The sequence below is a fragment of the Gemmatimonas sp. genome (assembly GCF_036405635.1).
Taxonomy (GTDB): Bacteria; Gemmatimonadota; Gemmatimonadetes; order Gemmatimonadales; family Gemmatimonadaceae; genus Gemmatimonas.
This window is the reverse complement of record NZ_DASWXE010000198.1, coordinates 24,130-45,176: the sequence shown is the minus strand read 5'-3', so window position 1 is coordinate 45,176 and position 21,047 is coordinate 24,130. Positions and strand designations below refer to the sequence as shown.

The window sequence follows — 21,047 nt, the reverse complement described above, 5'->3', positions numbered from 1 at the left end:
CGGTGCAGCTGTCGCACCGGGCGGTCGTGGAAAACGCGGTGCGCACGGCGGCTGTGCTGGTCGTGCAACCCGATGATCGCGTACTCACGCTCGTGTCGTTCAGCGCGATCTTCGGATTCAGTGCGATGGTGGGCACCATGGCCAGCGGCGCGACGATCGTACTGCAGCCGTCGTTCGATGCCCCTGCGGCGCTCGACCTGATGGCCGAAACGCAGACCACTGTGCTGCTTGGTGTGCCGGCGCAGTATCACCTGCTCATGCGCGAGAGCGCGTTCGATCCGGCGCGGTTGCGATCCATTCGCACGGGACTGATGGCCGGTAGCGCCGTCGCCGAAGCGCTGGTGCGCAAGGTGCGTCGCTGGTGCGATGTGCTGGTCGCATGGGGTCTCACCGAAACCGGGGGCGCGGTCACCGTGACCCGGCTCGATGACAACGAGGATCGCCGGCTGCACTCCGTCGGCGTCCCGATGCCGGGCATCGAAGTGATGGCGATGGACCTGTTGTCGGGGCAGTTGCATGGCCCCGAAGCCGTGGGTGAGCTCGCGGTGCGCGGCTCGAACGTGATGGGCGGCTATCTCCGCATGCCCACCGAGACGGCGAAGGTGCTCACGACGGACGGGTTCTTCCTCACCGGAGATCTCGGCATCATCGACGAAGACGGGTGCGTGCGCATCCTCGGTCGTCGGCAGGAAACCATCTCGCGGGGCGGGTCGCAGCTCTACCCGCGCGAAATCGAGGATCGCCTCCGGGCGCATCCGGCAGTGGACGATGTCTGCGTGATCGGCGTGCCCCATGACGTCATGGGAGAACTGGTCTGCGCGTGCATCGTTGCGGTGGAAGGGGCAGTCATCACGGGCGACGAAATCAAGCGCTTTGCCCGCGATACGATGGCTGCCGACAAAGTTCCCGACCTCGTCCGCTTCTTCGACGCGTTCCCGATGACCGGGAGCGGCAAGGTGCGTCGGCGAGAGCTCGCGCGCGCAATCGCGCTGAGTGCGAACGCCCTGAGCGCTTCGGCGCTGTAGGCGATGCGCTCGATCACCCCGTTTCGAATCCAGGCTGGTTCATGAGTCGCCATCTTCCCCGGTCGGGCGCATCGCCGTCCCGTTCCGTCGCGCCGTTCCATCGCGGGCCGCAAGCCGTCACGCCGATGACGTCGCCCAATGCCGCGCCGCCGGCGCATGCGCCCAACGCGGCGCTGCTCATCGACTTCGACAATGTCACGATGGGTATTCGCTCCGATCTGCAGGAGGAGCTCAAGAACCTCCTCTCGTCGGACATCGTGAAGGGCAAGGTCGCCGTGCGTCGCGCGTATGCCGACTGGCGCCGCTACCCGCAGTACATCGTGCCGCTCACCGAGGCGTCGATCGACCTCATCTTCGCGCCGGCCTACGGCTCGTCGAAGAAGAACGCGACCGACATCCGCCTTGCGATCGATGCGCTCGAACTCGTGTTCACCCGCCCCGAGATCGGCACCTTCGTGCTGCTCTCCGGCGACTCCGACTTCTCGAGCATGGTCATCAAGCTCAAGGAGTACGGCAAGTACGTGATCGGCGTGGGCATCCGCGAGTCGTCGAGCGACCTGCTGGTGATGAACTGCGACGAGTACTACTCGTACAATGCGCTCGCCGGTCTCGTGAAGACCGGTGAGGACGAAACCACGCGCTGGGATCCGTGGCAGCTCGTGACCGAGGCCATCGGTCGCATGAAGCGCAACGGCGATGTGATGCGCTCCGATCGCCTCAAGCAGGTGATGCAGGAAATCGACGCGTCGTTCGACGAGAAGAACCTCGGTCATCCCAAGTTCTCGCGCTTCGTGCAGGAAGCACAGCAGCGTGGCCTGCTGCATGTCACCAAGCTCGAGAGCGGCCAGCTCGAAGTGGACGCGCCGGAGGGCACGGCGTCCGCGCTGGTGCCGGCAGCCCCTGCGGCCGATGCCGAGCCGCGGCGTGACGGTGAACGTGATCGGGATGATCGTCGTGGTCGTCGGGGCCGCCGTGGTCGCGGTCGTGACCGGTTCGATCGCGATCGGGATGTGCAGGACGGTGCAGTGGCAACGGATGCCACTGGTGTCACGGAAGCCGGCGATGCGACCGACGTGCCGCTCGATGTGACGGCCGAAGTGGCCATCCCGCAGGGCGTGTTTGTCGAGCCCGAAGGGATTCGGCCGCTGCCGAGCGAGGCCACTGCTGACGAGACCGCCGATGAGCAGGGTGCGGCGGGTGAAGACAGCGGAACGGGCACGGCGGAAGAGCGTGCTGAGCGGCGTGATCGTGGCCGTCGCCGTGGACGGGGGCGCGACCGGTTCCGCGATCGCGATCGTGGTCCGCGTGCCGAGGGTGGCGAGCAGGAGGCGGCTGGTGAAGTGGCCGCGACGCCAGCGCCGGTACCGGCTTCGGCCCCGCTGTCGCTGGGTGCGCCGTTCGGCACGCCGGTGGCAGATACGGTGGGCCGCAGTGGCGAGCGTCTCACGCGCAGTGACGCCTTCGATCTCGTGCGCCGGTCGGTGGAGTCGCTGGTCAGCGGCGAAGCCGTCACCAGCGCGAGTGCGGCGCGTCAGCGGGCGTTCGAGCTGCTGGGCCGCGACAGCGAATCGCTGAGCGCACGGATGTTCGAGCGGATCCTGCAGGACGCGCATGATGCCAACCTGATCGACCTGCGCCGTCGCGGCGACGATTGGGAGTTGGCGCGTGCGGCCGAAGCGGCCAGCATCGTGGAACAGCTCAAGACGGCCGATGACGCCCACAAGGCTGCTGCGGCGGCACTGGCGGCCTCGCAGCCGGCGGCGCCCCGTGGTATGGGGGCTCGCGGTGTGAGCGGCCGGGGGATGGGCGCACGTGGCAAGGGCGGACTGCCGCCCGAGCTGCTCATGGTCGGTGTGGTGGGAGCTGCCCCGGCGGTCATCGCCCCCGCGGCGATCGCCCCGGTGACGCCGGTGGTTCCGGCTGCTCCAGTTGCTCCGGTCGCAGCCGTGCCTGCCCCGGTGGTGGAGGAAGCCCCCGCCACGCCGGCTGAAGCGCCCGTGGAGGCGGTTTCGGACGCTCCGAAGGCCGCAGCACCGGCGGGACGGAAGTCGCCCGCCAAGAAGGCGGCCAAGGCTCCGGCGAAGGCGGCCAAGACTGCTCCCAAGGCTCCGGTCAAGGTGGCGACCAAGGCACCCGCCAAGGCCCCTGCCAAGGCGGCCAAGGCTCCGGCCAAGACCGCCGCGAAGGCCCCGGCGAAGAAGGCGGCCAAGGCTCCTGCCAAGAAGGCCGCGTCCAGGAAGTGACCGGTCCGTTCGAGGGTGAGGGGCGTCCGCATGCGTGAGCATGAGGGCGCCCCTCTTTCGTCCGGGTTCTATCTGCGCGACGCCGCACTGGTCGCGCGTGACCTGTTGGGTGCCGTCCTGCAGCATGACGACGGCACGCAGGTGGTCAGCGGGCGCATCATCGAGACCGAGGCCTACCTCGGTCCACACGACCCGGCGTCCCATTCGGCCGCTGGGCGCACCGCCCGCACCTGGCACATGTTCGGCCCGCCCGGCACGGCCTACGTGTACTTCATCTACGGCATGCACTGGTGCGTGAATGCCGTCACGGGTGAGGATGGCTACGGCAGTGCAGTGCTGATCCGCGCCCTCGAGCCGATACAGGGGCTGAGCGCCATGCGTCTTCGGCGGCCACGTGCCCGCCGTGACACGGCCTTGTGTGATGGCCCCGGCAAGCTGTGCGCCGCGCTGGGTATCACGCGGGCGCAGGACGGTCTGCTGCTGACCGGCGCCTCATCTCTCACGATTCTCGCCGGCCCTCCGGTGCATGACACCCACGTCGTGATCGGTCCGCGTATTGGCATCAGCAAGGCGGTGGACTGGCCCCTGCGGTTCCGGGTGATGTCGCCGCGGCCCATCCGATGATCAGCGCGTGACCCGATAGACCCGAACTTCCGGGAAGTCGTTGTCGGGGTGGTGCGCGAGGCCGAGCAGGTAGTCGCGACCGATCTCCACCACGTCGAGCGATGAGGGGAGTGAAATGCGGGCCGTCACGGCGCCCTTGCTGTCGAAGACGGTCCAGGTGACGGGTGCACTGCCTCCGCGTGGAAAGGCTTGCACCCACAAGTTGCCGAGCGCGTCGGCGATGATGTCGCGCGTGGCCGGAAGGGTCTTCGGACGCGCCTTCTTCTGATAGCTGGCTTCGATGGGCTTGCGAAGTGCCTCACCGAACTGTGCGATGTCCCGCTCCATTTCCGCCTTCCAGTCGGCGTCGGAGGAAGAAACGGGCGTCCACGCCGCGCGATAGGGTGCGAGGGGCTTGCCGGTACGATCGAACACCTGCACATGCAGACTGTCTGACAGGGCGATGAACACGCGATCGCTGCTGATGGCCACTCGTGGCTGTTTGCCCAGCGGCAGCGGTTCGTTGGCGAAGCGCTCCGACCCGGGAAAGCGCCCCAGCAATGTGCCCTTCAGTGAATCGGCACCAGCGAGGAGATAGTCCACGGTCGGACGAAAGGGACCGTCGACCATCGCCTTGTCGGACTCCCATCCCATCTGCACGAACTGCTGTCGATCGTTGCAGGCGGTGCGAAAGGGATCAACGGCAAAACGAAACGCCCGACGGTACGTGAGATCCAGCGTGAATTCCTGCACGCGCCCACCCATGGTGTCGTGCGTGTAGATCCGATCGCCGCAGCGGTAGAGAAAGCTCAGGCCATTCACCTCACCCGGTCCTCTTCCCTTTCTTGCCGTGCGTCGCACGAATGCGCCCTTGGCATCGAACAGGAAGAGTGCATGATCACCCCGGTTCCCCACGACGATGTGTCCATCGGGGAGGCGCGTGGCATTGGTGATCACCTGGAGGTCTGCAGCATCCACCTGATCCTGCCCGATCATGGTCATGGGTGCGGCATCCACTTTGAGGCGCTGACCGTGCAGGGCCTCGGGGAGTACGACGGGCGACAGCAGTGTCGTGGCCACGATTCCGGCAGAAAGCCTTTTCGCAATCATCACATACTCGCGGACAGAAAAGGTGTATGGCTCATCGCCGTCAGCGCAGCGATGGAACGCGGCTGGAAGCTGCGGTGGCGACGGTGTCGCTGGCGCGCACGAACAGCTCCGCGGCCTGATCCACGATCTTGTTGACCTGCGGCCGGGGGAGCGTTTGCGTTTGGCGACCGGCGCGGGCGAGTGACAGTACCGGCAGGTCGGCGAGGAAATGCACGACGAGAAGTTGCTGACGTACTGGCTCCGGCATGGCTTCCAGTGTCTCGATCGTCAGGCCGCTGTCACGCATGCGCTCGGCGTCGCGGCGGGCCAGAGAATCGCTGGCGCCGAATGCCCCCTGACTGAAGTGGCTCAGGCGTCCGGCCGTCTCATAGCGGAACACGCGCCATCCGATGCGCTCCGCAGGCCCTCGGAAATCCTGATGGATGGCCACGATGCGCCCACTGTCCACGATCGAGCGCCAGGTCGTCAGTTCGGAGGGTGTGTGCCACTGCCCCTCCGCGGCGCGCAGTACAGGGCGCACGTTGACGCTGGTCTGGTTGACGGGAGGCGCCGCTTCCGCACAGCCCTGCAGCACAAAGACCAATGGCAAGGCGGCGAGCAGCAGCAGTGGATGTATTCGCAATCGGCAACACGGCATCGTCGGCACCCAAGGTGGTCGTGGCACAGCCATCGACAGGTCCAGCGTGGGGCCAACAGTGCGTCCCGACACATGGGACGTCCAGACGAATTGGATTAACGGATCATTAGTCGTGCGTTACAACACGGCAGTGGCGGGTCGCGAGGCAACGGGTTCGGGGATCACCAGCTTGGTGTCGGGTCGCGGGTTTCGTGACCCGTAACGCGCTACTGAGCAGTTCACCTCCAAGCCCGTCCCCCGCGACCCACAACCGCTGTTACAGAATTCCCGCCACGCGTCCCGCATCCTTGAACGCCGCGACCACCGCATCGAGATCGTCCTTTGTGTGCGCCGCACTCACCTGGCATCGCACGCGCGCCTGACCCTGCGGCACCACCGGGAATCCGAAGCCGGTCACGAACACGCCGCGCTCGAGCAGCAGATCGCTCATGCGAATGGCCAGTGCTGTCTCGCCCACAATGATCGGCACGATGGGTGTTTCGCCGGCCAGCGGGTTGAACCCGGCCTCCTGAATGGCACCGCGGAAGTAGCGCGCATTCTCGGCCAGCTTCGTCACGAGCTCCGGGTGGGCTTCCGCATGCTGCACCGCAGCCAGTGCGCTGGCCGCCACGGTGGGCGGGAGCGCATTGGAAAACAGCTGCGGCCGCGAGCGCTGCGTCATCACATCGCACAACGCCCCCGGGCCGGCGATGAAGCCGCCGGCTGCTCCGCCCAGTGCTTTGCCGAGCGTGGATGTAATGATGTCGACCTCACCGACCACGCCGAAATGTTCGGCCGTACCGCGGCCGGTCTTGCCCAGCACACCGGTGGCGTGGGAGTCGTCCATCACGACGATAGCGCCTTCGTCGCGGGCGATCTGCAGGATTTCCGGCAGCTTGGCGATGGCGCCTTCCATGGAGAACACACCGTCGGTCCAGATGATCTTGCGCTTGGCATCCTTGTTGGCGCGCAGTTTCTCGCGCAGATCGTCCATGTCGGCGTGCTTATAGACCGCCGTCGTGCACTTGGTGATGGCCTTGGCCAGGCGCACCGAGTCGATGATGGACGCGTGGTTGAGCGCGTCCGAAATGACGAAGTCGCCTTCCCGTGCGATGGTTGGCGTGAGCGCTTCGTTGGCATTCCAGGCCGACACGTAACTCAGGCTGGCTTCGGTGCCGACGAAACGGGCAAGCGCCGCTTCGAGTTCGCGGTGCACGGTGAACGTGCCGCAGATGAAGCGCACACTGGCGGTGCCGGCGCCGAACTGGTGCAGGGCATCCACGCCGGCCTTCACCACCGAGGGCTCGTTGGCGAGCCCCAGGTAGTTGTTGGACGACAGGACGATGACTTCTCCGCGCCCTTCCATCTGCACGCGGGCCCCCTGGGGGCCTTCGAGATGGTTGAGGCGCTTGTAGGTGCCGGCGGCGCGGAGTGCGTCGAGCTCGGCTTGCAGTTCCGTGGAAAGAGCAGACATCGCGAGGCAGGTCGGTCAGTCGATGGTGAAAATGATCTTGCCGGCTTCGCCGCTCTTGATCAGCTGCATCGCTTCGTCGACCGCTTCGAGCGGAAGGCGGTGCGTGATCACCGGCGTCGGATCGAAGGCACCGGAGCGGATGAAGCGGGACATCTGATGCCAGGTGTCGTACATGCGACGGCCGACCACGCCGTAGATCGTCAGGCCTTTGAAGATGATCTCGGTGGCGAAGTCGATGTCGATGGTCTTGGACGGAATGCCGAGCATGTTCACGCGTCCCGCCGGGCGGGCGAGGGCGAATGCCTGGTGCACCGCGCTGGGCACGCCGGACATTTCGAGCACGACATCGGCGCCGTGTCCATCGGACGCCGCCATGACGGCGTCGCGCGCCTGGTCGGGGTGGACTGCATCATGGGCGCCCATGGTACGGGCCAGTTCGAGGCGGCGCGGATTCACGTCGGTGGCGATGATGCGCGCCGCACCGGCCGCCTTGCAGATACCGACGGCAAACGCGCCGATCGGACCACACCCGGTGACGAGCACCACCGCACCGGGGATGTCGGCGGTCAGGGCGGTGTGGAAGGCGTTGCCCATCGGATCGTGGATGCCACCGATGTCGTAGCTGATCGCGTCATCGAGGTGCCAGACGTTCGTGGCCGGCATCGCGATGAACTCGGCAAAGCAGCCATCCCGGTCGACGCCGATGATGCGGGTGGACGGGTCGGCGTGGGCGTTGCCGGTGCGGCTGAAGAGCGAACGTTCGTCGACGATGTGTCCCTCGGCGGTGACGCGGTCACCGACCTTGACCGTTTCGACGAAGCTGCCGACGGCGACGACGTCACCGGCAAATTCATGACCAACGACGAACGGTGGCTTGCAGCGTCCGGCGGCCCAGGCGTCCCACTCGTAGATGTGTACGTCGGTGCCACAGACGCCGGCGCGACGGACGCGGATGAGCACCTCGTCGTCGCGGATCGTGGGCACGGGAACGTCCGTGAGAGTGAGACCGCGACCGGCCGTCTGCTTCACGAGCGCTTTCATGTTGCTCCAAGAGAAAGGCCGACGCGGGCGTCGGCGCAGAGTGAGGCGTGCATTGAGAAGGCGAAAAGTCGCATGCGTGCCGGGCGGAGAACAGGGCCGCGCGCGGCGCCGAATACGTGCGCGGCGCGGGCATTTTTGGTGCGCCGCGACAATGTTGCCTTTAGTAATCGCGCGCGTTCTTTATACGCGCTATTGCGCGTTGGAATTATCCACGCGTATATTCGCGTCAATTCAACGACTTGCGCGCGCTGTCCACATCGAACTCCCCGAGCGTTTTGCAGTTCACCGTCTCGGGGCGCGCAGTCCTCATCGGAAACGCGTGGCCATAGTCCGGCACGAGTTCCACCCGCAGTACCACGTCGCGCTTGCGACCCTCTCATCCGAGACCTGCCGCTTCATCGAGCGGGTCTCCGCTTCGCCGTCGTTGATCGCGCCTGTGCGCGGAACGATGGCGTGCTCCGCTGTCTCGCTCCAACAGCGTTCGAGCTCGATCGTCGTGATCGCCGCGATCATCCCATCCTATCACGCACCTGCTGACCAGTTCGCCGATACGGCCAACCGGTTCTCCATCCCGTTCGCTTCGTCGCGCGATGTTCTGCGACGGTCACGGCGAACACCAGACTGCGCGCGCCTCCTGGAGGCCGCGTAGCGCAAGCCGTGGCAGCGCATGCGCTGCGCGGTTTGTGCGCTCACCTTTCCACCGGGGGAAAGGGAGCACGATCCACCTCCTCGAGAGGAGAGTTGTTCCAATGGCTCCTGCCAAGAAGGCCGCCAAGAAGGCGGCGAAGAAGGGTGGCCGTAAGGTCGCGAAGAAAGCCGCTCGCAAGACGGTGAAGAAGGCTGCGAAGAAGGCGGCCAAGAAGGGCGCGAAGAAGGTTGCCAAGAAGGGCGCGAAGAAGGCGGCCAAGAAGGGCGCCAAGAAGGCTGCGAAGAAGGGCGCGAAGAAGGCGGCCAAGAAGACCCGCAAGACGGTGAAGCGCGCCAAGAAGGTCGCGGCACCGGCTCCGGTCGCGATGTAATTCGGTCGTTCGCGACGTCGCAGTACCCATATACGTGAAAGGCGCCGGCATGTCTGCCGGCGCCTTTCACGTATATGCAATCCGTTGCGTCGCTGGTGCGTACTTACTTGCCGCTCAGTACGCCGCAGCCACCATCGGCTCGGGTTCGACGATCACGTCGAGATCTTCAGGAACGGGTCCCCAGACAAACGCCGAGAAGCGCGGCAGTGCGTCGCCGCGGCCACCGTCTGCGATGACGATGCCAAGGGGTTCCTGATCTTCGGTCTGAAAGAGATGCTGGATACGCATTGGGGTGAACCTCCACCCAGTATGTTGAGTGTCACGGCCATCTGGCCATCGACGCACTCTATTGCACGCCCGATGCCAGATCGGCGATGGGACGGTAAGTCATTATGTCTATATGCTTTGCGAGACTTCTTTCGGACGGTCCCGGGACGTCAAGTGTCCTGCTGACACATCACAAAGTCGCTCGTTCGTGTCATGACGACACACGAGATGATCTGATCAGGCGACCGCGGCTTCCTTGCGCGCGAGGAAGGTCTGATGGCGACCCGTGCTGCGTTCCACGGAGATCGTCCAGCCACGATACCGGGATGCCAGCTCTTCGATGGGCATCGCGGCCTGCATGCTGTCGTTGCCCGCGACGATGGTCTCCACGAGGTGCACACCACCATCGGCGGTGGCACTCTGCAGTACTTCGATCACCCGGGCGCGGTCCTGTGCATCGAGACCGGCGAACGCCGACGGTGAACACACCACCGCGTGCAGCTCGACGTCGGGCGCCCAGCCACCCAGATCGGCGCAGTAGCCACGAATACGCTCGGTCAGGCCTGCGGCTTCGGCCGCACGTACGACACGCTCCACGGCGTCTTCGGCGGGCTCCAGCGCCGTCACGGCGGCCCCCCGCGCAGCCAGATACAGCGCGGCACCCTCACCTTCTGCCCCGGCCACCAAGACGTGCCGGTCGCCTGAGTCGGCCAGCGCACGCACGAACGCGGCATTGGGATCGATCCCCCAATGCTCGGGGCGCTGGTATTCGGCCAGCATCTTGAGTCGGCGACGCTTCCAGGTCGCGTACGTCGGGATCCGCAGACGTCGCGAAATGATACGATCGACTTCCTGCCAGACGAGGATCTCCGTCAGCGCGATCTGGTCAGCCCGGCGCAATGCCTCGACTGCCTCATCGCCGATCTTCAGGAGCGAGCTACGCGAAACCGAGTCCTTGTAGTCCTCGATTTCCCGCTCGACGTACAGCTCGTACTCGTACTTGAGTGACCGGGGCGAACTGATGGGGGTACCCCTGTGGGCTGTGGAAGAATGTGGACAACTTACCACTTGCTGTGGTTTGCGCAACCCCCATTTTTGTGATCCGAAGCGATTTAAGTATCTATCACGACACTGCTTGGACCGAGGTCGTACGGTGCCCGAACTGCCTGAGGTGGAATATGCCGCCTCGCAACTTCGTGATCGGATTCTGGGCCAGACCGTACAACGTGTTCTGGTCAGTCACGCCGCGCAGGCCCGTCACCTGACCGAGGCGGACCGGGAGGCGATCGCTGGGCGCAGGCTGGACCGGGTGGAACGCCGCGCCAAGGTCCAACTGCTGCACCTGGGTGGCGGGGTATTGGAAGTCCACTTCCGCATGACCGGCGACTGGGCATTCACGGCGGTGGGGGATCCCACACCGCGATTTGAGCGGGTGGCGCTGGAGACCGACCGCGGCGTGCGGGTCAGCCTCGTCGATTCGCGGGCCCTCAGTGTGGTGCGCTGGCACGCGCCGGGCACCTACAAAGGGCCGGATGCCGGGCCGGAACCACTGACCGAGGACTTCACGGTGGAGGCATTTCGCGAGGCCATCTCACGCCGACGGGGGCCCATCAAACCGGTGCTGCTCGACCAGCGCGTGGTGGCCGGCGTGGGCAACATCTATGCATCGGAAGCGCTATGGGAAGCCGGCATTCATCCCGCGGCGGTCGCCAATACGCTGGGTACGCGCCGCCTCACCCGTTTGCGCGATGCCATTCGTACAGTGCTCATCACCGCACCGGACGCGCGCTATTTCGAACGCGACACGCCTGACGATGAAGAGCTCGACCGTCGCTGGCGCGTGTACGGACGTGACGGTCGGCCCTGTCGTCGCTGTGGTTCAGCGATTCGTCGCCTCGTGCAGGCTGGTCGCAGCACGTACTGCTGTCCCGGATGCCAGCGGCGATAGCGGTCGCGCACGCGTCGGACGAGTGAGTGCACGCAGCAACGGCTGCACCATGGCCTGCAGTGAATGCGGAGCATGATGCACGCGATGTCTCTCGACGGCGCGTTGCATTGCTTCAAATGTTTCACTGGCCGTGCGTGCCCATGAAAACGTGGCTGCCTGCGCATGTCCGCGTGCACGGAGATCGTCCTGCAGCCGTGAATCCTCGGCGAGACGCTGCATGGATGCGGCGAGTGCTTCGGTATCGTCCCACGGCACACTCAATGCCGCCGCGCCAGCCACCTCAGGCAGTGAGCTCGCCGATGAACACACCACCGGCGCGCCGCTTCGCATGGCTTCGAGTACCGGAAGACCAAATCCTTCGTAGCGCGACGGGAACACCAGCGCCGTGGCGTGACGATACAGCGTCACCAGTTGTGCATCAGTGACATAGCCGACGTGACGCAACCAGGGCGTACGCGCCTGCACGGCCCGCGTCTCGCTCGAAAGCCCTGGGCCACACTGCACCAGGGGGACGCGAACACCGCGCGACCAGAGCCGGTCCATCGCGTCGTACAACGTCGACAGATTCTTGCGCGCCTCCTGGCCCCCCACCGAGAGGAAATAGCCGCCGTCCTGAGCGATGCGCTGCAGCACACTGCGATCGTCCGGCGCCGACAGAGCGAGATCATCGGCCGCGAGCAACGTCACCGCCAGTTTGTCTTCTGGCGCGGGGAAACGCTCGATGATCTCCTGGCGCGTGAAGTGCGAAATCGTGATGAGACCATCGGCGCGCGCAATCGTGCGTGCATATCGCCGACGATACTTGGCGCGCTTGAGGACCTTCCACCATCGGTGGTCATGCTGCAGCATCGGTGCAATGTCGTGGATCGTGACGACATTCGCGGTGCGCCGGTTCGCATGCAGCATCAGGTTCCATGGATGCCAGACCACATCGGCATCGGCATAGGCCAACGCGCTGATGGGTTCCACCGATGCCCAGTCACCCAGACCATGATGCAACCCGTCGAGCAGGTCACGCATGGCGGCGATGTCCCGCGTGCGCGGCACGTACAGGGTGAAGCGCAGATGGGGTTGCTGGCGTGTCAGCTCCCGCAGGACGTTGCGCACGTACCGGCCGATCCCGCGCCGTTCGCGCAGGAGGCGGGTGGATTCGATGGCGAGATGCTTGACGATGTGCGACACGGGAGCGGGGCCAAGGTCGTAGGGACGTCCACGTCCATGACACCGATAGTGTATTCCACCCTACGACAAGACCAGAAAACGTGTGTGTGCGCGATCACACCCGGTCTCGCTATCCCATCGCCTCCAGCAGCGCGCCCTTGAGATAACCGGTTTCGGGTACGGTGATCAGCTCCGGATGATCCAGCGGCTGACCGGTAATGGCCCGGAGCGCAAAGCGTCGCCCGCTGTCGGCTGAGGCTTCCTGAAGCATCCCGAAGAACAGGCCCCGCGACAGGTGAAAGCTGCACGATGCCGTGAAGAGCAGGCCGCCCGGTGCGAGCAGGCGCATCGCTTGCAGGTTGATGTCTTTGTAGCCGCGCAGCGCGCCATCGATGGCGCCGCGATTCTTCGCAAAGGCTGGTGGATCCACCACGATGGTGTCGAAGCGACGCCCCTCCCGGTACCAGCCCCGCAACACGTCGAACGCATCACCTTCCACCGGCTCGATGTTGGTCAGACCGTTGCGCTCGGCATGTTCGTGAACGCGAGCCAGTGCGGGCGCCGAAATGTCGAGGGCGGTGACATGGTCAGCACGACCGGCGAGGTGCAACGCGAACGACCCGTGATAGGCGAAGCAGTCGAGGGCGCGCCCGCGGGCCAGACTGCCGATCAGCACGCGGTTCTCGCGCTGATCGAGAAATGCGCCGGTCTTCTGTCCATCCCAGGGCGCGGCGAGGTATCGCACGCCATGCTCCACCACTTCCACCACCCGTGGCACGTCGCCGTGAAGCAATCGTACCTCGCGGGGCAGTCCTTCACGGTCGCGGGCGGCTGGGTCGTTGCGCGCGAGAATACCGGTGCATCCCGTCAGTTCACGCAGTGACGCCGCGATCGTGTCGGTCCATGCGTCGACGCCTGCGGAGAGCAGCTGTACCACCAGCGCATCACCGTATCGGTCGACCACGAGTGATGGCAAGCCGTCACCTTCGCCGTGCACCAGACGATAGGCATTGGCATCGCCGACCAGCGGCGCGCGGCGCGCAATGGCCACGCGCAACTGCTCGTGCCACCACTCGGCGTCCGGCGCGCGCGAAGGATCGGCACTCACATGGCGCAGGGAGATCTCCGACTTGGGGCTCCACAATGCATAGCCCAATGGCGCGCCCGTGTACTCCTCCACGCGCACGAATCCTGCCGGTACATCGGGAGCGCGCTCGAGGTCGGATCGGAACACCCACGGATGACCAGACCGAATGCGCTGTGCTCCACGACGATTGACGACGGCGATATCGCCGCCAATCACCGGCCCGGTCGGACGAGCTGACCCGCCGGCGCGTGAGGCGGGGCGGCTGCCTGCGGATCGCGGGCCCCGTGTGCGGGAGGACGAATCTTGGCGCGTGGGACGACTCACGAGACGGGGACGGCAGAGGTGGAGAGATACTGGTCGAGCCCGCGTTCGGCGCGCGTCAGGCGCAGCTCGCGTGTGCGGACAAGGCGCTCATGATTGCGGTCGACATGGTCGGTGCTCGCGGTCGGATGCCAGAGATGATAGGCGACGGCGCTGAACTTGATGTTCCGCCTCTGCACTCCGGCGTTGAGCAGGCGTGTGGCCAACTCACTGTCTTCACGCCCCCAGCCTTCGATCTCTTCATCGTATCCGTTCACGCGCAGCAGGTCGTCGCGCCAGAATGCCATGTGCGCACCGCGAATGCGCTTCATGCCATCTCGCGGTCCACGCACAAAGGGGGTGATCCACGGGGCATAGAATGCATTGGGCCGCCCGCTCAGGTCATTCGTGAACACCCCCAGCTGACAGCGCTCGCCGTTCATCAGTCGGCCCGTGCAGTCGCGGCCAAGCAGCGCGCGTGATCCCTGGGCCCAGCTGCCGCGTTGGGCGAAGCGGGAGTGGCCCCGGAAGAAGTCCGGGTGCATCAGGATGTCGCCATCGACCTGGACGATGTAGTCGCCACGCGCGGCGGCAATGGCCTTGTTGCGAATCGAGGCCAACCGAAAGCCGGTGTCTTCATGCCACACGTGCTGAATGGGCACCGGAAACGTGCGCGCCTCCCGTTCGATCAGCGCCCGCGTGTCGTCGCGCGAGCCATCGTCCGCGATCACCACCTCGTATGGAAGCACATGCTGGCGCCGCACCGAACCCAGGACCAACTCGAGGGCGCGCGGCCAGTTGTACGTCGAGATCAGGAGCGATATCGCGGTCGGCGGGGAGTGCATCGAAGATGCCCGGAAAGGGCCGCAGATCAGGGAGAGGAGTTGCGGCCTGACCGTTCGGCAGCGCGACGGGCAGCGCGGATCTGGGCGATCGCGCGCGTGTGCTCGTCGAACGTGGTGCGGAATTCGTGGCTGCCATCAGGCCGGGCCACGAAGTAGAGGTACGGCACATCGGCTGGTGCAAGCGCCGCCGCAATGGATGCTGCGCCTGGCGAGGCAATCGGGCCCGGCGGAAGACCGGCGTATTTGTACGTGTTGTACTTCGAATCGACTTCGAGGTCGCGAAACAACACGCGCTCCACATGCTGCGGCAACGCGTATTGCACGGTGGGGTCGGCTTGCAATCGCATCCCCTTCTTCACGCGATTCCAGTACACCGCGCTGATGAGTGGACGTTCCTCCGCCTTGCGCGCCTCCTTTTCGACGATGGCAGCCATGGTCATCACGTCATGGCGCGACAGGCTCATCGCACGAGCCTGTTCGGTCCACTCAGGCTTCCATTGTACTTCGAACTGCTCGAGCATGGCCGTGACCGCTTCCCGCGCACTCGTGCCATCGGGAAATGCGTACGTGGCCGGAAATAGATAGCCTTCGAGGGTGGGTGTGGGGATGTCGAGCTTGTGGAGCCACGCCGTGTCGGTGGTCACCGCGCGGACGGAGTCTTCGCTCACGCCCAGCGTTTTCACCAACAAGGGCGTGATGTCGCGCAGGTCGAATCCTTCCGGAATCACCACCGTGCGCATCAGACCGCGGCCGGTCACGAGCGCATCGAGCACTTCGCTGTATCCGGAGCGTTCGGCAAACTGGTAGGTACCCGGCTTGATCGCGCGCTCGCTGCCCGTGAGTGCCGCCATCCAGCGGAACAGGCGCGATGATCCCACCACATCGTGGGCTGCCAGTGAGTCCGCGGCCGCGCGCATGCTGGCGCCGCGGGGAATGACCACCCGCGCCGGACGTTCGGTGACCGAGGGTGCCCCCCCCACTTCACGCCACAGCAGGAACGCCCCGGCACATGCGACGAGTGCGCCGATGATACCGGCTGTGCGCAATCCCGATCGCCTGCCTCCGCGACGTGCCATCACGAGTCCCCTTCGGTATTGGAGTCCGCAGATCCCGCCACCGCATCAGCAGCAGGCGCTGCGACCGCCTCCCCCACTGTTACCCCCTGACCCGCCGCACGGAGCACGCCTTCGAGGAGCACACAGGCGGCGAGGGAATCCACGTCACCTTTACGGCCACGCGTGCTGCCACCCTGTTCACGGATGCTGCGCAATGCTGCCGACGTTGTGAACCGTTCGTCGACCAGTCGCACGGGCAGGGGTTGGCGGGCCGCGAGCTTGCCGGCCACGTCTCGCACCTCGCGCGACCGATCGGTTTCGTCACCGCCCGGATCGAGCGGGAGCCCGAAGATGTATCCCACTACGCCGAGCGATTCGGCCTGGCGCATGAGCTCCGCGATGGGCGGACGCTTGCCGGCGCGCCGCGCAATGATGCCGGCCGGCGAGGCAAGCATGCCCAGTTCGTCGGACACGGCGAGGCCGATGCGCTTGTCTCCCCAGTCGACGGCCAGCAGGCGCCCGATGGTCGTCGCCATGCGGCTTACGCCTCGGCCATCTGTTCGAAGAACTCCTGATTGTTCTCGGCCCGCTCCATGCGCTTGAGCAGGAAGAGCAGCGCTTCATCACTGGGCATGTCAGCCAGGAAGGTGCGCAGCAGGAACGTGCGCTGCTGTTCGAACGGCGTGAGCAGCAGCTCCTCGCGGCGCGTGCCCGACTTGTTGATGTCGATGGCCGGGAAGATGCGCTTTTCGGCAAGCTTGCGATCGAGCACGAGCTCCATGTTGCCCGTGCCCTTGAACTCTTCGAAGATCAACTCGTCCATCCGGGAGTTGGTCTCGATGAGCGCGGTGGCGACGATGGTGAGCGATCCGCCCTCGACGAGCTTGCGGGCGGCACCAAAGAACGCCTTGGGCTTCTGCATCGCGGTGGCTTCCATACCGCCGGACATCAGCTTGCCGCCCTGCGGCGCGACGGCATTGTGAGCGCGGGCGAGACGCGTAATGGAATCGAGCAGGATCACGACATCCTTGCCCGACTCCACGAGGCGCTTCGACTTCTCGATCACCATCTCCGCCACCTGAACGTGACGGTCGGCCGATTCGTCGAACGTGGAGCAGATGACTTCGGCCTGCGGGCAGGAGGCCTGCATATCGGTCACTTCCTCGGGGCGCTCATCGATCAGCAGGATGATGAGCGTGACCTCGGGATGATTCTCGATGATGGAGTTGGCCAGCTGCTGGAGCAGGATGGTCTTGCCGCCCTTGGGAGGGGCGACGATCAGGGCGCGCTGGCCCTTGCCGAGTGGTGCGATGATATCGCAGACACGGGTCGAAAGCTCCCCGTTCTTCCGTTCGAGGCGAATGCGCTCGTCAGGATACTTGGCGGTCAGGTTGTCGAAGGCGCTGCGCAATTTGGACTGCTCGGGGTCACCACCGTTGATGCGCTCCACCTTGAGGAGCGCGAGATAGCGTTCCCATTCCTTGGGCGGGCGGACTTCCCCCATGACCGTGTCACCGGTACGGAGGTCGAAGCGCTTTACCTGGGAGGGGGAGACGTAGATGTCGTCGGGGCCGTGCAGATAATTGAAGTCCTGTGCCCGGAGAAAGCCGTAACCTTCGGGGAGCACTTCAAGGACGCCCTCGCCATAGAGCGTCGTTTCCGCGTCGAGCAGGGCTTGCTCGATACGGAAGATGAGTTCCTGCTTGCGAAGGCCGTTGACGCTGGTGATCTGCAGGGACTCAGCGAGCGCCAGCAGTTCAGGGACCGACTTTCGCTTCAGCTCGGCGACGTGCACGTGGCTAGGGAACGAGAGGGATCGAAGGCCGGCTCCAGAGGGCATTCTGCCTCTGGCGGCGCATCCCACAAGGCCGACCCCCGGGGGGGACGGGCCATGCGCGCGGCAGGACTCGAACCTGCGACCTTCTGCTCCGGAGGCAGACGCTCTATCCAACTGAGCTACGCGCGCAATGCGGCACCGTGAGCCATGAGAGCCCCACTGTACTCCGCCTGACGGGCTCAGGTGACACCCGATCCTCGCCAGACCGACCAAGCTAACCGCGGACGCCGGGCAGGGGCAAGGAACGTGGAGCGTCGGGAGTCGGGTCGTCGGGGGCCGCCGTACCGGTTCGCAGCGCCTCGGCCAACTCGGCGAGCTGCGCGCGCAGCGCATCGACAGTGGTGCGGAGAATTCCTCCATCACGCAGCTGCGTGACGTTGCGGCCGGTATAGCGCCGCAGATACTGGCCCAGGGAGCCGCCATCAGGAAAATCGAGCACGCCCGCGACCGAATCGAGCGTATGCCCCGGCTGCTCGAGCAGGGCGCTGGCGACCAGCAGCCGACACCAGGTCAGGAATGGCCTCGGAGAGGGCAATCCCGCGCGCAGGAATCGGTTGTGGAGTGTGCGACGGGTCATGCCGAACACGGCGGCAAACTCGTCGCGATCGATGTGTTCGCCCGCGTGTTCGAGGCCGTGTTCCAGCATGGGCCGGATGCGCCGCGGTACGAGGTCTTCGAGCATCGTCACGATCTGCGACGCGACGCTGCGCTGACGCGCGGTGGCGAGAATGCGGGAAAAGATGTGGGGCAGTTCGTCCTGTTCTTCGCGGACGATGTCCTGAATCCCGGCACGGGCGAGCTCCAATAGCTGAGCCGTGTCGATTCGGCGCAGATCGCACCACGCCACGAGGGCGTGTGCAGGGAAGGCTTCCCGTAACTGCAAGACCGCCCGAACGCCGGCAGTGTGATGCGGGCCACCGGCTTCTGCGACGGTAAGTGATACACTGCCTGAGGCGACGGCGGCCAACAGCGTTGGCACATCGTCGAATGGCACGACCCGATATCCGGCAGGGGCGATCCGTTGGGCCCTGGCCTGCGCTGCCGAGCGCCCGGGTATCCAGGCGATCTGCAGGGGCGTTCGCGTAGCGGCTCCCCCCGTTTCCGTGCTGGTCAAAATCGGTTTCCCACGGGAACCGATGATTTCCCATGCCAGCACGGCGCGGGTGAACGTGCGATGACATCTAAGGGCACACCTTTTCTGGAGTGCTTTCCGATGACCATCGCACGTCGCCTGCTGCTGCTCGCCGCTGTCACGATTACTCCCCTGGTTGCTGCCTGCAGCCTGCCCACGGCCGCTGATGATCCCAATGGTGGTGGCAGTGGTTCGGACTCGAGCGCTTTTGACGTGAAGCCCTGGGGATGACGGCGAGCGCGGGTCATGCCTAACGGAGCGCGGTCAGTCTGGCGATAGAAGTTCGCATCGATGCACTCGGCCGTGAAAACGGCACGGGCGCTTCGCCAAACGTCGGCTGCAGGGTGGGCGACGCTGCCCAATCCCGCTCCATAGCATCTACCCGGAATTCGTACTCGTGATAGCGATACGTGGTGGCGAGTGTGCGGGCACGTTCGAGTGCCTCACGCGCTGCCACGCGCTCTCCGATCTGCCAGTGTGCTTCCGCAAGGTACATCAGGACCTGAGCGGCGTCATGCGGCTGATTGGCACGGGCAATTTCTGCATCGATCGCCTGGGCCAACTGCACGACTTCGCCTGGAGCGTCCAATTTTGCAGCTGCACGAACGGCACCGCCGAGCGCCATGAGCAGGGCGCGCGGAGCGGGTCGCATGTTGATGACTTGTGCAAAGCCGAGCTTGGCAGGCTCAAAAAATCCCGCACGCAGCGCCACGACCGAAAGATCGGTGAGAGCTTCCGCGCGCGTTTCGGCATCATGCTCACTGGCGTCATACAGTTTCCAGCCGAACAGTAGCGCGTCGGCCAGTTTGTTGTCGCTGATAGCGAGCGTCATCAAGCCCTGGCACGCATGCACGTAGGCCCCGCCGCCGAACACCGCGGCGCGTAAAGCCTTCCGGTATAATCGTTCGGCGGCGGGTCGATTGCCTCGCATGTCGTGGATCAGTGCCTGACCAATGTACCCTCGTGCTGCGAGGGGTCCGTCGCGCTCATGGATCGTTCGTTCCACCGCCGATTCGTAACACTGCTCGGCGCTGTCGTAATCGTTCATCTGTCGCGCAACACGACCGAGATGCACCGTGGCCAACGCCAGTGCGGCGTAACCAGAGTCGATCGCCAAGCGGCAGACTGCCGACACCGTGGTGAAGGCGAGTTCGAAACACCCTGCGAGTTCCATGTCTTCCGCCGCAGAACGGAATCGCTCGTACAACTGATCGAGCGAATCGGTCGGAGCGGGCTGCGCATCGTGTGTGAGCGTCGGGCGACGCCCCCGGTACTCCGGTAGCAACGACTCGATGTGCGGCATGTCCTGATGCAGGCGCCAGCGCGGTGCGCTCGACAACGCGTCAGCTGCCTGGGCGACGGACAGCCACGGCAGCAACTGGTGGTCGACAGGGACGCCGCGTGAATTGGCGCCCTGCGCATCGGCCGCGAAGGCCTGCAACGGAGACAGTGGCTTACGCATGAGGTGATCGAAAGAGTGGCAATACTGCCAATGCAATGAACGCCATGAAGGCCTCCGACGAGGGATTGCGAAAGTGCGAGCGCATGGATGGGCAAACACCCACCACAGACAACATGGTGCGGCGCTGAGGTAGGCAACCGGTAATGGTGGGAAAATACCGGTAACTGTGGGCAACGGCTTTGCACGTGGAAGCGAGCGCTACTTGACTCGTTTCCGGGCGCTCCGGAAACTGCGCGGCATGGACTTACGCCGGGTCGCCGTCGCACTGGTGGTTCTCGCAGCCGCATTGGTGCTGACGCTACACAGCGGCGGTGACGATGACGGTGCGCCGTGGACCGACCTGCGCACCTCCGCACCATCCGGTGTGGCTCTCATCATCCGTCCGGGTGACCCGATGCGGCGCCTCGCCGACCTGCGACTCGTGCAACGGGTGTTACCGATTTCCGCCGTCGTGATGGTGAGCGGTGCTGAGATCACGCGTGCGGACTCCGTGCGTGTCCGGGAGATCTTTGGCACACAGCCCGTACGATTCCTTCGGACTATCGATGATGCGTCACTCCGCCGGATCGGACTCGATGTCACGCCGGGGGTGTTCGTATGGAATAGTGTCAGCCACATGTCCACAGTCATGAGTGTTCAGGAAGACCGGCACAAGCTGCAGGATCAGCTGCGGCGCATTCAGTACCTGACGGCGCTCGACGGGCTATCCTGGTAACCACGAGCCGTCACAGGCCGTGCTCAATGGTTAGAAGCTGATTAAGAATGCCAAAAAGTCCGGTGTCGAGGGCGCGAAGTATCGCGGAGCCCTGATCCGGGTCGTAA

Annotated in this window: 22 protein-coding genes and 1 tRNA gene; 8 read left to right on the top strand and 15 right to left on the bottom strand. The window is 65.1% G+C overall.

All coding sequences use genetic code 11. The features are described 5' to 3' along the window. From VGE27_RS15650 to VGE27_RS15640, 3 genes are all read left to right on the top strand, one after another. A partial coding sequence (locus VGE27_RS15650) for a class I adenylate-forming enzyme family protein (protein ID WP_331050606.1) occupies positions 1-1,025 on the top strand: 1,025 nt, incomplete at its 5' end. Positions 1,026-1,150: 125 nt separating this feature from the next. After that, a complete protein-coding gene (locus tag VGE27_RS15645; RefSeq protein WP_331050605.1) occupies positions 1,151-3,268 on the top strand; it encodes an NYN domain-containing protein in 2,118 nt (705 codons plus the stop codon). Positions 3,269-3,298: 30 nt separating this feature from the next. Next, the gene (locus VGE27_RS15640) at positions 3,299-3,892 is read left to right on the top strand and encodes a DNA-3-methyladenine glycosylase (protein ID WP_331050604.1); all 594 of its coding nucleotides are present in this window, start codon (positions 3,299-3,301) and stop codon (positions 3,890-3,892) included. On the opposite strand, the gene VGE27_RS15635 is transcribed toward VGE27_RS15640, so the two are convergent. The 4 genes from VGE27_RS15635 to tdh form a co-directional block, all read right to left on the bottom strand. Beyond that, positions 3,893-4,951, bottom strand: a complete 1,059-nt coding sequence (locus VGE27_RS15635) for a 6-bladed beta-propeller (RefSeq protein WP_331050603.1) — start codon at positions 4,949-4,951, stop codon at positions 3,893-3,895. A 70-nt stretch (positions 4,952-5,021) separates the two neighbouring features. Next, positions 5,022-5,603 (bottom strand): hypothetical protein, encoded by a 582-nt coding sequence (locus VGE27_RS15630; protein WP_331050602.1) that lies wholly within the window; start codon positions 5,601-5,603, stop codon positions 5,022-5,024. 271 nt (positions 5,604-5,874) lie between these two features. Then, positions 5,875-7,071, bottom strand: a complete 1,197-nt coding sequence (locus tag VGE27_RS15625; protein WP_331050601.1) for a glycine C-acetyltransferase — start codon at positions 7,069-7,071, stop codon at positions 5,875-5,877. Between the two features lie 15 nt (positions 7,072-7,086). After that, complete coding sequence (tdh, locus tag VGE27_RS15620; RefSeq protein WP_331050600.1) at positions 7,087-8,112, bottom strand: L-threonine 3-dehydrogenase; 1,026 nt, start codon at positions 8,110-8,112, stop codon at positions 7,087-7,089. A gap of 319 nt (positions 8,113-8,431) precedes the next feature. Between tdh and VGE27_RS15615 the strand changes: the two genes are divergently transcribed. Together VGE27_RS15615 and VGE27_RS15610 are read left to right on the top strand one after the other, a co-directional pair. Continuing rightward, positions 8,432-8,761 carry a hypothetical protein gene (locus VGE27_RS15615; RefSeq protein WP_331050599.1) on the top strand — a complete coding sequence of 110 codons (330 nt, stop codon included), beginning with the start codon at positions 8,432-8,434 and terminating at the stop codon, positions 8,759-8,761. Between the two features lie 100 nt (positions 8,762-8,861). Beyond that, positions 8,862-9,131, top strand: a complete 270-nt coding sequence (locus VGE27_RS15610) for a hypothetical protein (protein WP_331050598.1) — start codon at positions 8,862-8,864, stop codon at positions 9,129-9,131. Between the two features lie 114 nt (positions 9,132-9,245). Here VGE27_RS15610 and VGE27_RS15605 read toward each other — a convergent pair whose 3' ends face one another. Both VGE27_RS15605 and VGE27_RS15600 read right to left on the bottom strand, forming a co-directional pair. After that, entirely contained in the window at positions 9,246-9,419 is a 174-nt protein-coding gene (locus tag VGE27_RS15605) for a hypothetical protein (RefSeq protein ID WP_331050597.1), read from the bottom strand. Positions 9,420-9,635: 216 nt separating this feature from the next. Then, positions 9,636-10,298, bottom strand: a complete 663-nt coding sequence (locus VGE27_RS15600) for a hypothetical protein (protein WP_331050596.1) — start codon at positions 10,296-10,298, stop codon at positions 9,636-9,638. A gap of 253 nt (positions 10,299-10,551) precedes the next feature. Here VGE27_RS15600 and mutM point away from each other — a divergent pair, with 253 nt between their 5' ends. Next, positions 10,552-11,346 (top strand): bifunctional DNA-formamidopyrimidine glycosylase/DNA-(apurinic or apyrimidinic site) lyase, encoded by a 795-nt coding sequence (mutM, locus tag VGE27_RS15595; protein WP_331050595.1) that lies wholly within the window; start codon positions 10,552-10,554, stop codon positions 11,344-11,346. Here mutM and VGE27_RS15590 read toward each other — a convergent pair. The 8 genes from VGE27_RS15590 to VGE27_RS15555 all read right to left on the bottom strand — a co-directional run bounded on the left by VGE27_RS15590 (position 11,278) and on the right by VGE27_RS15555 (position 18,625). After that, positions 11,278-12,528 carry a glycosyltransferase family 1 protein gene (locus VGE27_RS15590; protein WP_331050594.1) on the bottom strand — a complete coding sequence of 417 codons (1,251 nt, stop codon included), beginning with the start codon at positions 12,526-12,528 and terminating at the stop codon, positions 11,278-11,280. The two genes, mutM and VGE27_RS15590, sit on opposite strands and share 69 nt — an antisense overlap. Positions 12,529-12,637: 109 nt before the next feature. Beyond that, a complete protein-coding gene (locus VGE27_RS15585) occupies positions 12,638-13,810 on the bottom strand; it encodes a class I SAM-dependent rRNA methyltransferase (protein ID WP_331050593.1) in 1,173 nt (390 codons plus the stop codon). 104 nt (positions 13,811-13,914) lie between these two features. Then, positions 13,915-14,739 carry a glycosyltransferase family 2 protein gene (locus VGE27_RS15580; RefSeq protein WP_331050592.1) on the bottom strand — a complete coding sequence of 275 codons (825 nt, stop codon included), beginning with the start codon at positions 14,737-14,739 and terminating at the stop codon, positions 13,915-13,917. Between the two features lie 26 nt (positions 14,740-14,765). Continuing rightward, the gene (gene mltG / locus VGE27_RS15575) at positions 14,766-15,815 is read right to left on the bottom strand and encodes an endolytic transglycosylase MltG (RefSeq protein WP_331050591.1); all 1,050 of its coding nucleotides are present in this window, start codon (positions 15,813-15,815) and stop codon (positions 14,766-14,768) included. Next, on the bottom strand, positions 15,815-16,330 hold the full coding sequence (gene ruvX, locus VGE27_RS15570) for a Holliday junction resolvase RuvX (RefSeq protein ID WP_331050590.1): 516 nt from the start codon (positions 16,328-16,330) through the stop codon (positions 15,815-15,817). Before ruvX ends, mltG begins: the two co-directional genes overlap by 1 nt. Before the next feature lie 5 nt (positions 16,331-16,335). Next, positions 16,336-17,589 (bottom strand): transcription termination factor Rho, encoded by a 1,254-nt coding sequence (rho, locus tag VGE27_RS15565; protein WP_331050589.1) that lies wholly within the window; start codon positions 17,587-17,589, stop codon positions 16,336-16,338. Positions 17,590-17,686: 97 nt separating this feature from the next. Further along, a tRNA-Arg gene (locus VGE27_RS15560) sits at positions 17,687-17,760 on the bottom strand. Between the two features lie 85 nt (positions 17,761-17,845). Then, positions 17,846-18,625 (bottom strand): helix-turn-helix domain-containing protein, encoded by a 780-nt coding sequence (locus VGE27_RS15555; RefSeq protein ID WP_331050588.1) that lies wholly within the window; start codon positions 18,623-18,625, stop codon positions 17,846-17,848. A 219-nt stretch (positions 18,626-18,844) separates the two neighbouring features. Here VGE27_RS15555 and VGE27_RS15550 point away from each other — a divergent pair, with 219 nt between their 5' ends. Beyond that, on the top strand, positions 18,845-18,994 hold the full coding sequence (locus VGE27_RS15550; protein WP_331050587.1) for a hypothetical protein: 150 nt from the start codon (positions 18,845-18,847) through the stop codon (positions 18,992-18,994). A gap of 19 nt (positions 18,995-19,013) precedes the next feature. Here VGE27_RS15550 and VGE27_RS15545 read toward each other — a convergent pair whose 3' ends face one another. After that, complete coding sequence (locus VGE27_RS15545) at positions 19,014-20,225, bottom strand: tetratricopeptide repeat protein (protein ID WP_331050586.1); 1,212 nt, start codon at positions 20,223-20,225, stop codon at positions 19,014-19,016. Positions 20,226-20,463: 238 nt separating this feature from the next. On the opposite strand from VGE27_RS15545, the gene VGE27_RS15540 reads away from it, so the two are divergent. Further along, positions 20,464-20,940: a hypothetical protein gene (locus VGE27_RS15540; protein ID WP_331050585.1), complete on the top strand. Its 477-nt coding sequence runs from the start codon at positions 20,464-20,466 to the stop codon at positions 20,938-20,940. The last annotated feature ends 107 nt before the right edge of the window (positions 20,941-21,047 follow it).